We start from the raw sequence: 17,093 nt of genomic DNA on the forward strand, positions 1-17,093 counted from the left end.
TGAATCCTATTTCCACGATGTAGAACATTACCTTGGTTTCGTAGCCCTTAGCATTTCCCGTTTCCCGGGAGGACCGGGAAGCCGTTCCACTAAAAAGCCGGCCGACTGCATCGCGCGACGTACGCTACCTTTGGCGGAATAGGTAACCAATACCCCCTTCGGTTTCATTGCCTTGAACATTTTGACAAAAATGGTTTCTGTCCACAATTCTGGTTGCACCCTGGCGCCAAATGCGTCGAAATATATAAGATCGAACAAATTCTCATCGGCAACGGCCGCAAATTTTTTATGCTGCTTTTGAAATGAAAAATAATCGGAGATCAGGACCTCTTTTCCCCAAGGACATTCGTGCATTTTCTTAAAGTGGGGTTTCAGCGTTTCCGCCTTCAATTCGGAAATATAATTCAATGCCTGCCATTCTTCGGAAACAACAGGGTAGGCCTCTACCCCGGTATAATGTACGTTCAAAAGATAGTTACCCGCTTCCAATAGGGTAATCAATGCATTGAGTCCGGTGCCAAAACCTATTTCCAGAATGTGAATGTCCCGTTTTTTGAAAAGTGCAAGGCCATTCTTGATGAACACATGATAGGCTTCCTGGATAGCCCCGTGTTTTGAATGGTACTGTTCATTCCATTCTTCCAAGTGAATGGTTTTTGAACCATCGGCGGTGGTAATGATCCTGCGCTTCAAGCTACTGTTTCAAAAGGACCCCACTGGCTTCAAAACCAAAATTTTTTTTGGGTTTTGTGATTTTTGCCATTTCGGTTTCCGGCTGTCCGGCATCCTGGGCATAATGTATTTGATCCTCCACACTCATTTCTTCAATAAATGCCAAGCCGTCGACCACCACCTCCCGGCCAGCAATGTCCTTTGGCATGAAAAAACCGTAGTCCTTGAAGCGAACCATTGCCTCCTGACCATCTTTCAGCATCACTTTCATCCAACAACCCTTGGCCTGACATACCTCTACGACCTCCGCTGTAAATTTCGCCGGTACGGTATCGGCGACCGCCATAACCCGATAGCGATCTGACATTTCGGATGTGCTAAGACTCTCGTTTTCATCAACTGCGGCACCAAACAACTTCGCTCTTTTGGCAACCGGTTGCTCTTGGTTTTTGTCAATTTGCCCATCCTGACCTTTACAGGCACACATCACAAAGAAAATCACAAGTAAGATGTTAAATCTTTTCATATCCCTCAAAAATTAAAAGTACAGAACAAAATTGGTCATTTTTGATCTTAAATGGAAGTGTTGATTCGTATATTTAACTAATTTTAGTCTGTAAAAATACCTTAGAAATGGCTATTACAACCTTAAATATACCGATAGAAAGGGCGGAAGTCTCTAAAATTGAACAAGTTGATTTTGACAATCTCAGTTTTGGATCTGTCTTTACCGATCATATGTTGGTCTGCGATTATAAGGACGGACAATGGGAACCTCCTAAAATTATTCCCTACCAGGCCATTAGCTTGGAGCCATCCGCAAAAATATTTCACTACGGACAGTCGATTTTTGAGGGAATGAAGGCCTACAAGGACAGTGAAGGTCAAGTCTGGCTCTTTCGTCCTTTGGATAATTTTAAACGGCTGAATATTTCAGCCAATCGCATGGCAATCCCGGAATTACCCGAGGAATATTTCATGGAAGGCCTTAAAACCTTGGTAAAGCTCGATGCCCAATGGATTCCACAAAAAGAAGGTAGTTCATTGTATGTACGTCCTTTTGTATTCGCCTCGGGTAAGGGTTTTCATGCCTCGCCCGCCGACGAATACAAATTCCTTATTTGTTTGGCACCATCGGGCTCCTACTTTTCAGGGAAAGTCAAGGTATTGATTGAAGAGAAATACTCGCGTGCCGCCAATGGAGGGGTAGGGTATGCAAAAGCCGGCGGTAATTACGCGGGGCAATTCTATCCGACCCAACTTGCTATAAGGAAAGGGTACAATCAGGTAATATGGACTGACGACCACGCCCACGAATTTATAGAGGAGGCCGGTGCCATGAACATTTTTGTGCGCATAGGGGACACCTTGATAACCGCACCAACCAGCGATCGCATCCTTGATGGCATAACCCGAAAGAGTGTTCTGGACATTGCCCGGGACGAAGGTATTCCGGTCGAGGTGAGGAAGATTAGCGTGAGCGAAGTGGTCGAAGCCGCCAAGAATGGAAGTTTAAAGGAAATGTTCGGGGCTGGTACCGCGGCGGTCATTTCGCCTATTGCCGGTTTTGGTTTCAAGGAGGTCGATTATGAACTTCCTGAAATTGAAGATAGCTATGCATCCCGCCTTAAGAAACGGATTACCGATATACAGTTTAACCGTTCGGAAGACAAATTTGGATGGCGGTATAAAGTATAGCAGTTTGATAGGAAAAAGGGCCGATCGGCTCTTTTTTATTTGTCTAAAATTCCCTGAATATCAGGTTTGAAATAGTTGGGGCCTTTGAGAACCTTGCCATCCTCCCTATAAATAGGTTTCCCATCGGCTCCTAATTTACTCATGTTGCTTCGCTGTATCTCCTCGAATACTTCCTCTATCTTATGCTGCATGCCATGCTCCAGTATGGTACCACAAAGAATGTAGAGCATATCCCCAAGAGCATCCGCTACCTCGACCAGGTCATTGTTATTGGCCGCTTCCAGATACTCTTTATTTTCCTCGTCCATAAGGTTAAAACGAAGTTGGTTCTTTTCAGGCCCTAGATTCGCCCTCACCGTATCGGAAATCCCAAGGCCGAAAGAGGCATGAAACAATTCTACGGCACTAATCTTACTTTTCATTCTAAAGACAATTTACGTTAGTTTTGCATAAAAATAAGGAATATGTTCAGCACCGGACAAATCATTTTCGCGCTCCTTTTTATCGTAGTTTTTGCCATTGCAATCGTTTTTACCTATCGAAAGGATAAAAAATTACACGCAAAGAATTACAAAGGTGTGAAATGGGTAGGTATTTTCTTTGTGGTTTTCATAATTATCCTGTTTTGCATTAAGCATATTGTCAAAAATTAACAAAAATATTGCCCTCACCACAAAAATGAGTGGTTTGACAACATTATCCCGATTTCTCTCGTATATCATAACAATTAACGTAATTTTGCGTTAATCATCTTACAAAGGGGCAATAAATGATGACTTTCTTTACCATACTTTTCATTTTAATCGGGGCCAACGCCTTCTTTATGTTTTTTAGCTTGAGTGGAGTTTCCGAAAAAGCTGGGAAAACAACCAAAGGTGATTCCAATGCTACCGATTCAAAAATCTACCCGATAGATTTGGTTTCTTCCAAGTACAAAAAAGCGGTTTAGTTTTATACCTTTAAAGGTATGTACAATGATGGGATAGATGGATATAGGCGATATTATGTCCTTTCCCTATATTATACCCACTATTGTTTTGATAAATCATATCACAAACGACTAAGATGAAATCGTTTCTACTTGTTTTTCTGGGTGGTGGTATTGGTAGCGTGCTACGCTACTTTGTGAGCAAAACGCTGAACGACTATTTTCAACACTTTTTTCTAGGTACGTTTTTGGTCAATATAGTCGGGTGCCTTCTCATTGGGATCATCCTGGGGCTATCCCTAAAAGAGAATCTACTCTCCCAAGGTCAAACCCTCTTACTCACAACTGGTTTCTGTGGTGGTTTTACCACTTTCTCTACTTTCGCCCTCGAGAAGCACTCCCTGCTCCGTTCAGGCGAATTACTCCATTTTTCTTTCTACACCATAGCGAGCATCGTCGTAGGTGTTGCCGCGGTAGCCGGGGGGCTATGGTTGGCCAAAATGTTATAAAAATCCTTTCGATTCACGGTTTTTGCCTTTTTTAAAAAATAATCAGCATTTTGGTTGATTATTTAACAAAACAGAGGAAAAAAAGTAAATGCCCAGGTCTTTTTTGAGGTTTTGGCATTTCCGCGTGTTAACGGTTCGTTAATATTATAATTTTTTACCTTCTAAAATCCACTACCCCTAAAATTGAGGGGGTATTATTATCATAAGTATAAAAATTCATTATCACACCCTTCAAAAAGCAAGGGTACTAAATTTTTTAAAATATATTTACCGCCGTTAACAAAAATCAAAGAAATGAAACAAATCGAGGCAATTATTAGAAAATCCAAGTTTGATGATGTCAAAAAGGCATTACATCAAATCGAGGTGAACTTCTTTAGTTATTGGGACGTCACCGGGGTGGGAAATGAAAAACAAGGTCATGTTTACCGTGGCATCTCCTACAGTACTACCGACATTCAACGGAGGTATTTATCAATTGTGGTATCGGACGAATTTATGGAACGTACCGTCAATGCCATTTTGGAATCCGCCTACACGGGCAATGTCGGAGACGGAAAGATTTTCGTTTCCGAGGTGGTAGAGGCCTATCGAATCCGCACTAGGGAAAACGGACACGCAGGAATCAATTAATACGCAAACCAACTAACGATATTTTATAATTATGGATACAGGATTATTTACAGCGAACAATGTTTGGATGATGTTATGTACCGCATTGGTATTTTTCATGCATACCGGTTTTGCCTTTTTGGAAATCGGGCTTACCAGACAAAAGAACACGATTAATATTTTATTCAAGAACATTTTTATTATCACTGGCGGACTTCTACTCTATTACGCCTTCGGATTTAACTTAATGTATCCCGGATTTGAGGACGGTGATGCTGGATTTTTAAAGTTTGCCGGTTTTGGCATTGGGGCCCCGGAAGGAGGTATGACCCCCGACTATGCCGATGGCGGTTATACTTGGTGGACCGACTTCCTATTCCAGGGTATGTTTGCGGCCACAGCGGCAACCATCGTTTCCGGTGCCGTCGCGGAGCGGATCAAAATCGGGGCGTTTATGCTATTTACCATTGTTTACGTAGGCTTGGTATATCCTATAGTGGGCGCCTGGAAATGGGGCGGCGGCTTTTTGGATTCTTGGGGTTTCTACGATTTTGCCGGCTCTACTTTGGTTCACTCCGTTGGGGGTTGGGCCGCCCTAGTGGCCATTGCACTCCTTGGTGCACGATATGGAAAATTCGGCGAGGATGGGAAACCCAAAGCAATTCCCGGGCACAGTATTCCCATGGCGACCGCAGGGGTATTGATCCTTTGGTTGGGCTGGTTCGGGTTTAACGGGGGTTCGGTGCTCTCTGCCGATCCCGCTCTTACCTCACTGGTTTTGGTCACCACTAGTTTGGCCGCTGCCGCAGGTGGATTCGGAGCTTTTTTCCTGTCTACCTTGTTATATAAAAACCTTGATTTAACTATGTTCCTTAACGGTATTTTGGGAGGCTTGGTAGGTATCACGGCCGGAGCCGATTTGATGTCACCGAACGAAGCAGTGGTCATTGGTTTTATTGCTGGACTTATCATCGTCGGCGGAGTTGCCTTAATTGATCGACTGAAATTGGATGATCCCGTTGGTGCTGTCACCGTTCACTTGATATGCGGCATCTGGGGAACCTTGGCCGTCGGTATTTTTGGGGACAAGGCAGGTGCCGGTCAGTTTCTAACGCAATTATACGGGGTATTGATTATCGGGGCGTTCTGTGTCATTAGCGCAGGTATTATTTTAGGAGCCTTGAAAGCCATTATGGGACTTCGGGTTTCCAAAGAAGAAGAGGTCGAAGGGCTTGATATTCACGAACACGGTATGGATGCCTATCCGGATTTTATGAACGAATAACGATAAAAACAGACGGAGCGTTTGGCAGAACGCTCCGTCCTATAACCATTTTCCACTACAACATAAACACAACGTCCTGAATTCATCAAACAGGACCATCTAAACTTATTGAGATATGAAAACGATTACAATTACAAAATTCGTAAAAAATAGTTTTACCCTGGCACTGATGTTGCTAGTCGCTACTTTTTCCTTCGCACAAGAAGAGGAAGAGGAAAAAAAGAAGTTCACTTTTGGCGGCAGTATCGACGCTTATTACAAGACCAATCTAAATGCGCCTAATGACGAGGGGGTCGCTCCCTTGACCTCATTTGCCAATCTGGACGGTTTTGCACTGGGCATGGCAAACATCATTGCCTCCTATGAAACGGGAAAAGTTGGTGCAGTGGCCGATCTAGTCTTTGGCCCACGCGGTACCGACGCCATATTCAACTCTCCCCAATACTCCCTTACCGGAAATGTGATCAATCAACTATATGCCTACTGGAACGTGAGTGATAAAGTGACCCTGACCTTCGGAAACTTCAATACCTTTTTGGGCTATGAGGTCATTTCACCGACCGGAAACTTCAACTACAGCACTTCCCATCTATTCTCGTTTGGGCCCTTCTCACACACTGGTTTAAAGGCAGACTTTGCCTTATCGGACGACTTTAGCTTGATGTTGGCCGTAATGAACCCGACCGACTTGACCGAGTTTAACTCATCGGATGGAAAGTATGCCTTTGGTGCACAACTGGGATACTCCGGACAGTATTTAAATTTACTGTTGGATGATGCCGGATTAGGCTTCGAGGTAGACTACACGGGTGGTTTTGATTTATCCGAAAAGTTCTTTCTAGGAATTAACGGAGCCTACCAAACCAATACCTTCGACGACGAAGGAACCGAGATTACAGCAGGTTTTTATGGTGCGGCCTTATACCCACAGCTGGCCGCCTCCGATAGCTTTTCAATCGGACTTAGGGGTGAATACTTCGGATTCCATTCAGACGTTGACGGGGTTGACACCCCAAGCGTTTTTGCCGCTACTTTAACAGGGAGTTATTCGATAGACGATTTAACAATCAAACCTGAGATCCGATTGGATACTTGGACTGATAACGAACCTTTTATAGACAGTGATGGACTCCCTCAAGATAATTTAGCAGTGTTCTACTTAGCTGCCATCTACTCCTTTTAAACAACGGAAATAATTAGTTGCTAATTGATAGTTTGCTTGGTTAAAAAATCCCGGTCAGCCGAAACTGCCGGGATTTTTATTTACCCTTGCCAAAATCCTTCACTCCGGCCAAAATAGGAATGTCCAAAGCGTTTACACTGGGAACGATCGGACAGGAGTACTTTTTGTTATACACGCAATAGGGATTATAGGCCTTATTAAAATCGATAATGATGGAATCTCCCTTGGGAATCCGCAAATCGATGTAACGACCTCCTGCATACGTCTGTTCCCCGTTGGTAGCATCGGCAAAGGGAAGAAACAAATAGTCTTCGTAGCCTTCTTGCCGTATCAACTCCTCGTTTTGATACATCTCGAGTTGATAGGGCCTGCCTTTCAAAACGAAATGTGCAAGGCCGTACACCCGCTCTTTTGAAACCCTTTCGGTGGTCGTGGGCATATCGAAAGGTAAGGCCTCCGGGGTGCGAACCAATTTTGCCCGCACCACATAATTCGTATCCGGGGTAAAAAAATCGAGCGACTCAAAATCTTTTCGGTACCTGTCCGGCAAAGGAGACGTCTCCGGGTTTTTGAACTCCGCATTCAACTTTTTTTGAAATTCCAAGATGCTCGACAAGGCGTCATCTTCGACCATTTCGATAGTTTGCCCGACCTCATCATGGTATTTCCTATCGCCTTTACAGCTTGGTAGTAGTAGTAAGAGAATGAACAGGTAACGCATGGTATGTGACATTCGATTTGTCAAAAATACAATTTTACCGTTTTATCGATTTTGACAAATTGGTCGTACCTTTCCCATAGAAATTCCGAATGAATGAAGAATGCAGCGATAATCTTGATTAGTATCCTTTCGACGCTGGGCTGCGTACGACAAGCCAAAGAGGGCGATGCTTCCCAAAGCTCCACTGAAAGAACATTCCCCGAATTAGCACCCAACCGCTATAACGTTGCCTTTCTAATTATGAACGGCACCTATAATACGGAGTTTACCGCTCCTTACGACATTTTTCAGCATACCCAATACCGCCAAAACATCAAGGCCATGAATACTTTTATAGTGGCGAACACCCTAGAACCCATAACGACTTTTGAGGGCGTACGTATTCTACCTGATTTTGACTATACCCAAGATTCAATTCCGCCGATCGATATTCTAGTGGTTCCTAGTGCGGAGCACCATTTGGATAGTGATTTAAAGGATACCGCGATGCTGAATTTCGTCAAAAAAGTTGACCAAAAAGCACTGTTCGTGACCAGCCATTGCGATGGGGCTTTTGTACTTGCAAAGGCTGGGTTGCTTGATTCGGTTGTTTCGACCACTTTTCCCAGTGACATTGAAGCGTATAAAACGATGTTCCCTAAACTCAAGGTGAAAGACAGTGTGCTATTTGTGCATGATGGTAAATACATTACCTCGGCAGGTGGTGCCAAGAGTTTTGAGGCAGCCCTCTACCTCTGTGAACAACTATACGGAAAAGAAATCGCCGAATCGCTTGCCAAAGGCTTGGTCATCCAGTGGAAGTTGAGTGAGGTGCCCCATCTTATTCCTCAATAATCTCATAGCGGGCATCTTTTAGATACTTCTCTATCAAATCATTGAACTCCGGTGTAATACGCAAAAGGGCCGTACCTTCCAAAGAATAGAGTTTATCAACATCGGTATATCCGTTTTTAAGTAGTTCTTCGAGATAGAACAAGGCGGTGCCATAGTCATCTACCTTGGCACTATTGGAGATTACCTTTAAATAATATTCGAAAGCGTTCGGCTCGGTAATGGTCTTAAGCATATACAGGAAGTTCAAGGCTTCCATATCTACAGGCTGCTGTAAACGAATCAAATCGATATTATCCTCGATCAAGGCATTGAGATAGCCGTTGAGCCTTCTTCCCATTTGACGGGTAAAGCGGTCGCCGCTTTTTTCATATTTCGCCAATTCCTCCATTTGATAGTTCCACCAGCCCAAGTTGTTGTAATTATAGGTAAGGATATCTTCCTCCAAATAGTAGTCATAATCGTCTTTTATAAAGGATTCCTTGAAAAAAACAGTGTTCTGACTTCGGTTTTGGCTCCGGTATCCTCTGCTTCTCTTAACCGTTTTGGCACTCGTACGCAGTGAATCGACATTCCTTAGGGGTGTGTATACATCGATTAATTCCTCAAGTAAATCGTGCGCCATCCATTGCTTTTGTTCCGTCATCAAACGGTTTACATGGTTCAGATTTTCCTTATAGGTACGGGCTATGAAAATACTATCGCGAGCGACATTTTTTTTGGCCATTTCGGCCAGTGATAACATTTCCATTGCCTTGGATATATATTCGGGAGAAGGCCATTCGGCACCTCCATCAAAAACTAGCAACTGGTTGGGAAATCCTTTTTTATTCAGTTCTTTTTCGAGGTAAAGCATTTCTGGATAATTGAAATCCTCGTTCCCTACAATGCCCAAAAAATGGAAGGGTTTTCGGCTATTCAATAGTTCCATGTTCGCAATCGGTGCCCCACATGAAATCACTCCTTTGATGTCGTTAACGAAAGTAGGCACCATCGACGCAAAGCGACCCCCGGCCGCGAAGCCGGCAGCATAAAGTCTATTGGGATCCAACGGTAATAGCGCGGCAACACTCGAGAGCAAACGCCCCGATATGAGGATGTTTTTCGCAATGCTAAGGCTATCCTGAATGTTATTGGAGGCTGCTAGAATATATCCCTGTTTCTCGGCCGCCTCGCGAAACATACCAAGGGCCTGGCGACCCTTACCCTGCATGTCGAATATGAAGATTACGGGCCACTTTTTGGAAACGTCGAAACGTTTCGGTATGTAAAGGGCATAATCCTCTGGAATGGTGTCGTTCACTTGAATGGAATCTATAACGATACCTTTTCTCAGCGTTAGTTGCGCCGTCGAGGAAAAAGCGGCCCCGAGTGCCAATACCAGTAAAAATTGTTTCATTTGCCTTTTATATTGCGCTTTGTAATTAATGAACTTCTTTCAACTTTTTGAATTGGCTAGGTACATTTTTAGGGTTCCATTCAAGTGCTTATCGAAATATGTGTATTTCACTAGTACCGATTATCAAAAATAGGGCCAAAGCGGCCGATTCTTAAAATTAAGTAATATTTATGTGGTTTCGGTGAAGATGGGTTAAAAAGTAACTGCGATTCATTCCCCTATCAAGCCCATTTCAACTCCCTCGGAGTACGCAATTTTCACATTGTTGGCGTTGAATGCTTTCTTGATCGCGGTATTGGCATTAAAGGTAACTTCCCAAAAATCATCCGGCAGCACGTAAGGTCTCACGATAAGGGTAATGCTGTGACTGTCGAAATTCAAGATTCCTATTTCCGGCTCGGGACTCGACAATATTTTGGAAACCGTGGCCAATGCGGTTCGAATAATTTGCCGTACCCTTGGAAAGCTTTCCTCGTAGGGCATGGTCACCTCCAATTCCAAGCGTATCATTCCCCGTTCGGAGTAGTTGGTGACCACCGAATCAGTGATCATTGAGTTAGGAATGATTAAAATTTTGTTTCCAGGGGTCAACACATCGGTACTAAAAATACCGATTTCCTTTACCCTACCGAATTTGTCCTCTACCTGTACCCAATCGCCTATTTTGTAAGGTTTTAAAGTCAATATCAAAATACCCGACGCAAAGTTCCCCAAGCTCCCTTGCAAGGCCATACCAATGGCAAAACCGGCGGCCGCCAGAATGGCGAAAAGTCCCGTCAGGTCTGCACCCAATATAGAAGCGATTACAAAAAGTACGGCTCCCTTTAAAATAACACTTACGGTAGAAGAAAGGAAGGGGCGGAGCGTTTCGGAAAAACCTGTTTTCTTAAGGGCTTGTGCAACGAGTTGCACCACTTTTTTAACCACTTTGAAACCAATCCATAGAATAATACCGGCCAGAATGATCTTAGGGAGATAAAACACCGCTTTGTCAATAGCAATCTGTAAATACTCATTGAATTTTTCCCATTCCATAGTTTAAAATAAGGGATTTAATCGCTTTCCTACAAATTTTAAATTTCTTTTGTTTTGGAATCCAATAAATGCCTTGCCGAAATACGCTATTGTCTGGATAGATTCCATTGGAAACCGAAAAGAAACAATAGTGGCGAAAAACATCGGGTACGAAGATATTGCCTGTATGGCGGTTCCAATCTTTAAGGAAGGTTCATGATTTTATTGCATCTTGGATACTATTCACCATGGGTTTTGATATTGGCAATCGCCTGCCGATAAACCACAAGTTCCTCCTTCACTTTAGGGAGTAAAACAAAGAGTCCTATCATATTCGGGACCAACATGGAAAATATCATGGCATCTGAAAAATCGGTGACGGACCCAAGGCTTGCGGCGGCACCCACAATCACGAAAAAACAAAACAACGTCTTATAAGTATACTCCATCCGTTTCCCTCTTCCGAAAAGAAACGACCACGCTTGGTAGCCATAGTACGACCAAGATATCATCGAGGAAAAAGCGAAAAGAATCACTGCGAAAGAGAGCAAGTACGGAAACCAGGAAATACCGCTTTTTAACGCATTGGATGTTAATATCACTCCCTGCGCATCGGAAATCGTAGCTCCGATGACCAGTTGTCCGGAGACGATGAGCACTAGTGCGGTCATGGTGCACACCACCACGGTATCTATAAATGGTTCTAGCAGCGCCACCATACCTTCGCTCGCGGGATACGTGGTCTTCACCGCCGCATGGGCAATAGAAGCCGAGCCAATACCGGCCTCGTTGGAGAAAGCGGCGCGTTTGAAGCCTTGAATGAGTACCCCGACAAATCCACCAGCGATTCCTTCCGGACGGAACGCCCCATCGAATATCGACCGAAAAGCCCCTGGCAAGGCCTCGTAATTGATGGCCAAGACCGCAAGGACCGCAAGGACATATATGACCACCATGGCCGGCACAATCTTATCTGTGACCTTGGCAATTTTTTTGATGCCCCCAATAATAACGATAGCAACCAGGCCGGCCATCACCAACCCGAAGAGCCATCCCTTACCGAATATGAAACTGTCCTTACCACCGCTCACATATTCAAACAATTGAAATGCTTGATTTACCTGAAACATATTTCCGCCTCCGAAAGAACCGCCAATGCACATTACCGCAAATAGAACAGCCAATATTTTTCCAAATTTGTCGAGTCCCCTCTCCCTGAGACCTTTTTTCAAATAATACATGGGACCACCATAAACCGTTCCGTTTTCATCGATCTCCCTGTATTTTACTCCCAAGGTGCATTCCACGAATTTAGAGGCCATTCCCAGGAAACCCACCAAAACCATCCAAAAGGTGGCTCCAGGACCCCCAACTGACAAAGCGATCGCCACACCGGCAATATTACCCAGTCCTACCGTGGCGGATAACGCGGCCGTGAGTGCCTGAAAATGGGTAACCTCCCCATATTGACCTTCGATTCCGATGGTATCTGGAATATCATCTTCCACTGAGGATGAAGACTCGGTATACGAACCCACCGGGTCGGGTTCCAGATCATCGTACTTTCCTTGTACAATTTTCACGGAAGTAGAAAAACCGCCTAGGTTGATTCCCTTGAAATAAAGAGTAAAATAGCTTGCCCCTAAAATCAACACCAGTAAAACCCAAGGAATACCCACCTCCTCGGTAATCGGTATTTCGGAGAAAATCGCATCGACAAACCAACCGGTAACGTTCTCAAATTGTTCGTTGATTCGGTCGTCTATCGACATTTGGGCAGAAGAAAGTAAAAAAACAATCGTCGGTTTGATAAGATAATCCATGGCTTCCCTTTGGGTTTTGGTAGCAAATTTGAGCCTTGTAAAAGAATGGGAAAAGGTTACCTACTGTTCAAATTTTTAAAACGACTACTTAAGTATGGGAAAAAATCAGGACAAGGAAGGGATATTTACGAATGCGGTTTCAAGGTCGAATACCTTAGCAAATCGTTCTCTTGGGCATATTGGATCAATTGCCCCTTACCGCCTGAACCACTGATTTTCAGTACTTTCTTAATCTGATGCACATGTGCCTGAAATCCGTCTACACTAATATGCATGGCCTCTGCGATTTCGGTATATGATTTTTGCGCACCCCAAACGGCTAGATTGCCCAAGACTTCCTTTTGACGCTCAGAAAGTTCTATTTTGCTCGCCTCTGTAATTTGGTTCAGTTCATCCTTTAATTTGACAATGGTATCGAGATGGCTTTCATTTGCCAGTAGCAATTGCCTGTTTATTTTTTCCAATTGCCGCTTTTCCAACAGGGTTACCTCCAAATGGGATTGCTTTTCCTCCTTTTCCGATAAAAACTTCCAGCTATACAATAAAATGGAGAACAAAAGAATAAAGAGAAATTTGAACGAAATTGCGGTAACGGTGCCCAATACTTTCCAGGAGGCATCATCGATAAATGTCGGAATCCTGTTCGCTGGAACAATACGATGGGTAACCGCGATAACAATCAGCACGAAGAGCGCAAGACTTGGGAGATACATGAAGCGCATATTTCGATGACTAAAAGCCCTATTTAGGGCATGAAGTAGTGCAAAGGCCACTATAATCGAGATGGGAATATCGATCAACCAGATGAACGAGTTGCTTATCGCCTCATTTTGGTAGGAGGCAGCGAAGAATACAAAGATCAACATGGCTATAATCCCTAAATAAATTGAGATAAACTCCCGCTCTGAAAAACGGGCAACGAAGCGTACGATCATATTGGGCTTCCCCTTATATTCAATCGATGGCAATGACAAGAGGATGAACAGCGAATTTAAAAGAGAGATACATACCCCTGCATAAGTCAACAATTTATTGTTCGGGGACCCTTCCAAACCAACAACCACCATCAAGTTGAGTAAAGCGCCAAAACCCCAGACAAAAATCGCCCAACCAAACCATAAGATTCCTTTACTTCCCAGGGAGGCAGCACCAGCGAGTTGCTCCCGTTTATAGATACGTTGAATGACCACGGCAGTAATCAAACATACGATAGCGGTAATGGCATACTCTAAAATCATGAGTTTCGGAAAGTTTCCGGGCTAAGTTACTAAAATGCGTGTATTGGCACTGCTTAACCACTGTGTAACCATTACAAGTCCTATGAGATCCACTGTGTATGATTCGACAAGCAAAACCTTACTGATTTTTTCGAATATGGGCATTTCGAACTACCGTTGATAGGATAATATGAGTGCGGGTTTCCCCGTATTGAATCAACCGATCAATAAACTTCTCCAAATGAAACTGGTCTTTTAGAACGACTTCCATAACGATGTTCTCATTACCTGTAATCCGATAACAATTGATTACTTCATCCAAGGTAGCCACAAGCGCCAAAAAAGGTTTTAATTTTCCCATAAAGGCACGTAAAGTAATTATGGCCCTAAGCTGATGGCCGGTCAGCACATGGGACACCATGGCATGATACCCCTCTAGAATCCCCATGTCTTCCATCTTCTTCACACGTTCGGCAACGGCAGGGGGTGTAAGACCAACTTTACGGCCGATATTGGCGAAAGATTCCCTTGCATTTTTTTGAAGGCAATTCAAGATCGCCCAGTTCAAATCGTCTATCTTAATATTCAAAACTTTATTTATTTATTTTCTTTGTATCAAAAGTAAAAATACTTTTAGGCTTATTATTCCAAAGATAAATAATCCAGATGGGATGTAACTTTATGTTTCTATTTTTTGAAGGAGAACGTATGTCCCAAAAGAATCTCACATCGCTCCCTGTATACGGGAAAGCTTTGGAACTCTGCAACATGAGCAGGGAGATAGCATCCTATGTCTCATTCAACAAAGATCTGCTCAAATTATACCAGTCGAAGAGTTTAAGAGACCACATTGCAGACGCCTTGTTGACGGACGCCATTTTGATTCCCCAACAAATTGCCCAGGCCGAACAGGCAAGCTCATACAGAGAACGAATGCGACGTGCTTCATTTATCGGTATTATGATACGAAATATAAATTCGTACTGCACGGGTTTGGAAAAGGACGGTGTTAGGGAAAAAGAATACCTAGATTTGCTACGAGCCGAGATAAAAAGTTTCCGGTCCTCGTTCAAGAAATGGCGCAAGGCACTTTCCGGGGATTCCCGTCAGGGATAATTACATCCCATCCAATCAAAAAAGCATTGATTTTAGTATGAAAGGAGGTTTAATCCGCTAATTTTGCGATGTAAACTGGTATCCTTGAAAACTACCATTCTCATACATTGTAACGATCAAGCGGGAATCGTGCATGCCGTAACCGGTTTTATACAGGCAAAGGGAGGGAACATCGTATACCTTGACCAACATGTCGACAAGCAGGCGAACGTATTCTTTATGCGATTGGAAAGCGATTTTGAACATAGTGCCCCAACCCTTGATACCCTGAACAGGGAGTTTAGTAAAAAACTGGCCGTACCGTACCAAATGCAATGGAGTATTCACTCGCATAACGAAAAACCTAAAATGGCGCTGTTTGTCTCCAAGTATAACCATTGCCTTTATGACCTGTTGAGCAGGTTCAATGCAGGTGAGCTTCAGGTTGAAATTCCGTTCATTATCAGTAATCATACTACCTTGAAATCCATTGCCGATCAATTCGGCGTTCCCTTCTACCATATTCCTATGACCAAGGAAACCAAAGCTAGTGCGGAAAAGACGCAACTGGAGCTTTTAGTATCGCATAAGGTAGATTTCATTGTTCTAGCTCGGTATATGCAAATCGTCAGTAAAACATTAATTGACAGATACCCCAATAAAATCATCAATATCCACCATTCATTTTTGCCAGCGTTTGCCGGGGCCAAACCTTACCATGCCGCTTTTGAAAGAGGGGTTAAGATCATTGGTGCCACCAGCCACTATGTTACGGAAGAGCTAGATGCAGGCCCTATCATTGAACAAGATGTCACGACAGTCTCCCACTCGCACAGTATCAATGACTTTATCGCAAAAGGCAGGGATTTGGAAAAAATCGTCCTCTCCCGTGCGGTAAAACTACATGTTGAAAGAAAAACAATGGTCTACAACAATAAAACAGTAATTTTTTCGTAACAACCCTGTGCATGCATATTCAATTTAATACCAATTCCATGATAAAAAGAATCTTTTCCTTTTTAATGATTTTCGTTACCCTGGGCTGTGGTGAGCTGCAACAGGTGGTCAACCAATTGCCCCAAGGCACAGAAAGCCTTGGCAATGCAGAGATTGCGAACGGTCTCCGGGAAGCGTTGGACAAAGGTATCGACAAGCAGGTAAGCAAGTTGACACAAACCGATGGTTTTTTCAAGAATGAGCTGGTAAAGATCTTACTTCCAGAAGAACTACGGAAAGTAGACAAAACCCTTAGGGATATAGGGCTTTCCGATCTTGCCGATGAAGGCTTGAAAGTTCTGAATAGGGCCGCGGAGGATGCGGTTGGTGAAGCGACCCCTATTTTCGTTGATGCCGTAAAGGGCATTACCTTCGACGATGCCAGAAATATTCTTATGGGACCGGATAATGCTGCTACGCGTTATCTTGAGAATACCACGCGCACCCCCTTATACAACAAGTTTAAACCGGTCATCAAGAGTTCCTTCGATAAGGTGGGGGCGGACCAAATCTGGAACAACCTTATCAGCAGGTATAACAGTATACCACTTACCAAGAAAGTGAATCCCGACCTCACGGACTATGTTGCCCAGGAAGCACTTGAGGGGGTATTTACCATGATTGCCCTGGAGGAACGGGAAATTCGTACCAATGTAGCCTCACGGACCACGGATTTATTAAGAAAGGTTTTTGTGTTGCAAGACTGATAAAGCATATAGTATTTTGTCAGTTGCCGATACCATTCCAACAATTCCAATAAAATATCATTCTAGCTATACTAAATTGAAGATAAATACGTTACAAAATAAAATGGCAACAGTAACTATTTACTAAAGTTGATTTAACGTATCATTATCGAGTTTAGGAGATATTTGCAAAGAATTTTTGAGTTAGTAATTTTTTGAGTTAGTTAGTTTAAAACCGGTGGGAGCACCGGTTTTTTTATTTCCCTATTTTCAGACCCCATTTTTTCTACGATTTCTTTGTTAAAACATGGGTAATTTCTTATCGGGGCTTACCTTTTTAGTAAACTTTTAAGATTTCGTTTTAATAAATTAACTAATTTCAAGGTGCTAGTTCATCATCAATCAATCATCAATCATCGAATCC

Annotated in this window: 19 protein-coding genes; 10 read left to right on the forward strand and 9 right to left on the reverse strand. The window is 43.3% G+C overall.

What is annotated here, in order from left to right; translation table 11 throughout:
- Positions 1–27: 27 nt before the first annotated feature.
- The gene (gene mnmD, locus FK220_RS01010) at positions 28–693 is read right to left on the reverse strand and encodes a tRNA (5-methylaminomethyl-2-thiouridine)(34)-methyltransferase MnmD (protein ID WP_152572425.1); all 666 of its coding nucleotides are present in this window, start codon (positions 691–693) and stop codon (positions 28–30) included.
- Between the two features lies 1 nt (position 694).
- Positions 695–1,198, reverse strand: a complete 504-nt coding sequence (locus FK220_RS01015) for a DUF4920 domain-containing protein (RefSeq protein ID WP_152572426.1) — start codon at positions 1,196–1,198, stop codon at positions 695–697.
- A gap of 107 nt (positions 1,199–1,305) precedes the next feature.
- Between FK220_RS01015 and FK220_RS01020 the strand changes: the two genes are divergently transcribed.
- A complete protein-coding gene (locus FK220_RS01020) occupies positions 1,306–2,370 on the forward strand; it encodes a branched-chain amino acid aminotransferase (protein WP_152572427.1) in 1,065 nt (354 codons plus the stop codon).
- A gap of 35 nt (positions 2,371–2,405) precedes the next feature.
- On the opposite strand, the gene FK220_RS01025 is transcribed toward FK220_RS01020, so the two are convergent.
- Positions 2,406–2,792, reverse strand: coding sequence for a pyrophosphohydrolase domain-containing protein (locus FK220_RS01025; protein ID WP_152572428.1), 387 nt, complete (start codon positions 2,790–2,792; stop codon positions 2,406–2,408).
- A gap of 347 nt (positions 2,793–3,139) precedes the next feature.
- On the opposite strand from FK220_RS01025, the gene FK220_RS01030 reads away from it, so the two are divergent.
- The 5 genes from FK220_RS01030 (at position 3,140) to FK220_RS01050 (ending at position 6,887) form a co-directional block, all read left to right on the forward strand.
- Positions 3,140–3,319, forward strand: coding sequence for a hypothetical protein (locus tag FK220_RS01030; RefSeq protein WP_152572430.1), 180 nt, complete (start codon positions 3,140–3,142; stop codon positions 3,317–3,319).
- Between the two features lie 116 nt (positions 3,320–3,435).
- Positions 3,436–3,807: a fluoride efflux transporter CrcB gene (gene crcB / locus FK220_RS01035; RefSeq protein ID WP_152572431.1), complete on the forward strand. Its 372-nt coding sequence runs from the start codon at positions 3,436–3,438 to the stop codon at positions 3,805–3,807.
- 294 nt (positions 3,808–4,101) lie between these two features.
- Complete coding sequence (locus FK220_RS01040) at positions 4,102–4,440, forward strand: P-II family nitrogen regulator (RefSeq protein ID WP_152572432.1); 339 nt, start codon at positions 4,102–4,104, stop codon at positions 4,438–4,440.
- A gap of 31 nt (positions 4,441–4,471) precedes the next feature.
- Positions 4,472–5,704, forward strand: a complete 1,233-nt coding sequence (locus tag FK220_RS01045; RefSeq protein ID WP_152572433.1) for an ammonium transporter — start codon at positions 4,472–4,474, stop codon at positions 5,702–5,704.
- A gap of 115 nt (positions 5,705–5,819) precedes the next feature.
- Positions 5,820–6,887: an outer membrane beta-barrel protein gene (locus tag FK220_RS01050; RefSeq protein ID WP_152572434.1), complete on the forward strand. Its 1,068-nt coding sequence runs from the start codon at positions 5,820–5,822 to the stop codon at positions 6,885–6,887.
- 76 nt (positions 6,888–6,963) lie between these two features.
- On the opposite strand, the gene FK220_RS01055 is transcribed toward FK220_RS01050, so the two are convergent.
- Positions 6,964–7,608, reverse strand: a complete 645-nt coding sequence (locus tag FK220_RS01055; protein ID WP_152573613.1) for a DUF1684 domain-containing protein — start codon at positions 7,606–7,608, stop codon at positions 6,964–6,966.
- Positions 7,609–7,701: 93 nt separating this feature from the next.
- Here FK220_RS01055 and FK220_RS01060 point away from each other — a divergent pair, with 93 nt between their 5' ends.
- Positions 7,702–8,442, forward strand: a complete 741-nt coding sequence (locus FK220_RS01060; protein WP_152572435.1) for a DJ-1/PfpI family protein — start codon at positions 7,702–7,704, stop codon at positions 8,440–8,442.
- On the opposite strand, the gene FK220_RS01065 is transcribed toward FK220_RS01060, so the two are convergent.
- The 5 genes from FK220_RS01065 to FK220_RS01085 all read right to left on the reverse strand — a co-directional run bounded on the left by FK220_RS01065 (position 8,429) and on the right by FK220_RS01085 (position 14,481).
- On the reverse strand, positions 8,429–9,838 hold the full coding sequence (locus FK220_RS01065) for an alpha/beta hydrolase (protein WP_152572436.1): 1,410 nt from the start codon (positions 9,836–9,838) through the stop codon (positions 8,429–8,431). The two genes, FK220_RS01060 and FK220_RS01065, sit on opposite strands and share 14 nt — an antisense overlap.
- Before the next feature lie 210 nt (positions 9,839–10,048).
- Positions 10,049–10,873 (reverse strand): mechanosensitive ion channel family protein, encoded by an 825-nt coding sequence (locus FK220_RS01070; RefSeq protein ID WP_152572437.1) that lies wholly within the window; start codon positions 10,871–10,873, stop codon positions 10,049–10,051.
- A 218-nt stretch (positions 10,874–11,091) separates the two neighbouring features.
- Complete coding sequence (locus FK220_RS01075) at positions 11,092–12,675, reverse strand: alanine/glycine:cation symporter family protein (RefSeq protein WP_152572438.1); 1,584 nt, start codon at positions 12,673–12,675, stop codon at positions 11,092–11,094.
- A gap of 125 nt (positions 12,676–12,800) precedes the next feature.
- The gene (locus tag FK220_RS01080; RefSeq protein ID WP_152572439.1) at positions 12,801–13,913 is read right to left on the reverse strand and encodes a helix-turn-helix domain-containing protein; all 1,113 of its coding nucleotides are present in this window, start codon (positions 13,911–13,913) and stop codon (positions 12,801–12,803) included.
- Between the two features lie 118 nt (positions 13,914–14,031).
- A complete protein-coding gene (locus FK220_RS01085) occupies positions 14,032–14,481 on the reverse strand; it encodes an Lrp/AsnC family transcriptional regulator (RefSeq protein ID WP_152572440.1) in 450 nt (149 codons plus the stop codon).
- Between the two features lie 77 nt (positions 14,482–14,558).
- On the opposite strand from FK220_RS01085, the gene FK220_RS01090 reads away from it, so the two are divergent.
- From FK220_RS01090 to FK220_RS01100, 3 genes are all read left to right on the forward strand, one after another.
- On the forward strand, positions 14,559–15,008 hold the full coding sequence (locus FK220_RS01090) for a hypothetical protein (protein ID WP_317168295.1): 450 nt from the start codon (positions 14,559–14,561) through the stop codon (positions 15,006–15,008).
- An 84-nt stretch (positions 15,009–15,092) separates the two neighbouring features.
- Positions 15,093–15,944 (forward strand): formyltetrahydrofolate deformylase, encoded by an 852-nt coding sequence (gene purU, locus FK220_RS01095; protein ID WP_152572441.1) that lies wholly within the window; start codon positions 15,093–15,095, stop codon positions 15,942–15,944.
- Between the two features lie 38 nt (positions 15,945–15,982).
- Positions 15,983–16,690: a DUF4197 domain-containing protein gene (locus FK220_RS01100; protein ID WP_152572442.1), complete on the forward strand. Its 708-nt coding sequence runs from the start codon at positions 15,983–15,985 to the stop codon at positions 16,688–16,690.
- Positions 16,691–17,093: the final 403 nt, after the last annotated feature.

This window comes from Pelagihabitans pacificus (genome assembly GCF_009371985.2).
GTDB lineage: Bacteria > Bacteroidota > Bacteroidia > Flavobacteriales > Flavobacteriaceae > Pelagihabitans > Pelagihabitans pacificus.

Excerpts from the sequence above, each read along its gene's own strand:
- FK220_RS01015 (WP_152572426.1), bottom strand. The coding sequence starts at position 1,198 with ATGAAAAGATTTAACATCTTACTTGTGATTTTCTTTGTGATGTGTGCC.
- FK220_RS01020 (WP_152572427.1), top strand. The coding sequence starts at position 1,306 with ATGGCTATTACAACCTTAAATATACCGATAGAAAGGGCGGAAGTCTCT.
- FK220_RS01025 (WP_152572428.1), bottom strand. The coding sequence starts at position 2,792 with ATGAAAAGTAAGATTAGTGCCGTAGAATTGTTTCATGCCTCTTTCGGC.
- FK220_RS01030 (WP_152572430.1), top strand. The coding sequence starts at position 3,140 with ATGATGACTTTCTTTACCATACTTTTCATTTTAATCGGGGCCAACGCC.
- crcB (WP_152572431.1), top strand. The coding sequence starts at position 3,436 with ATGAAATCGTTTCTACTTGTTTTTCTGGGTGGTGGTATTGGTAGCGTG.
- FK220_RS01040 (WP_152572432.1), top strand. The coding sequence starts at position 4,102 with ATGAAACAAATCGAGGCAATTATTAGAAAATCCAAGTTTGATGATGTC.
- FK220_RS01045 (WP_152572433.1), top strand. The coding sequence starts at position 4,472 with ATGGATACAGGATTATTTACAGCGAACAATGTTTGGATGATGTTATGT.
- FK220_RS01050 (WP_152572434.1), top strand. The coding sequence starts at position 5,820 with ATGAAAACGATTACAATTACAAAATTCGTAAAAAATAGTTTTACCCTG.
- FK220_RS01055 (WP_152573613.1), bottom strand. The coding sequence starts at position 7,608 with ATGCGTTACCTGTTCATTCTCTTACTACTACTACCAAGCTGTAAAGGC.
- FK220_RS01060 (WP_152572435.1), top strand. The coding sequence starts at position 7,702 with ATGAAGAATGCAGCGATAATCTTGATTAGTATCCTTTCGACGCTGGGC.
- FK220_RS01065 (WP_152572436.1), bottom strand. The coding sequence starts at position 9,838 with ATGAAACAATTTTTACTGGTATTGGCACTCGGGGCCGCTTTTTCCTCG.
- FK220_RS01070 (WP_152572437.1), bottom strand. The coding sequence starts at position 10,873 with ATGGAATGGGAAAAATTCAATGAGTATTTACAGATTGCTATTGACAAA.
- FK220_RS01075 (WP_152572438.1), bottom strand. The coding sequence starts at position 12,675 with ATGGATTATCTTATCAAACCGACGATTGTTTTTTTACTTTCTTCTGCC.
- FK220_RS01080 (WP_152572439.1), bottom strand. The coding sequence starts at position 13,913 with ATGATTTTAGAGTATGCCATTACCGCTATCGTATGTTTGATTACTGCC.
- FK220_RS01090 (WP_317168295.1), top strand. The coding sequence starts at position 14,559 with ATGGGATGTAACTTTATGTTTCTATTTTTTGAAGGAGAACGTATGTCC.
- FK220_RS01100 (WP_152572442.1), top strand. The coding sequence starts at position 15,983 with ATGATAAAAAGAATCTTTTCCTTTTTAATGATTTTCGTTACCCTGGGC.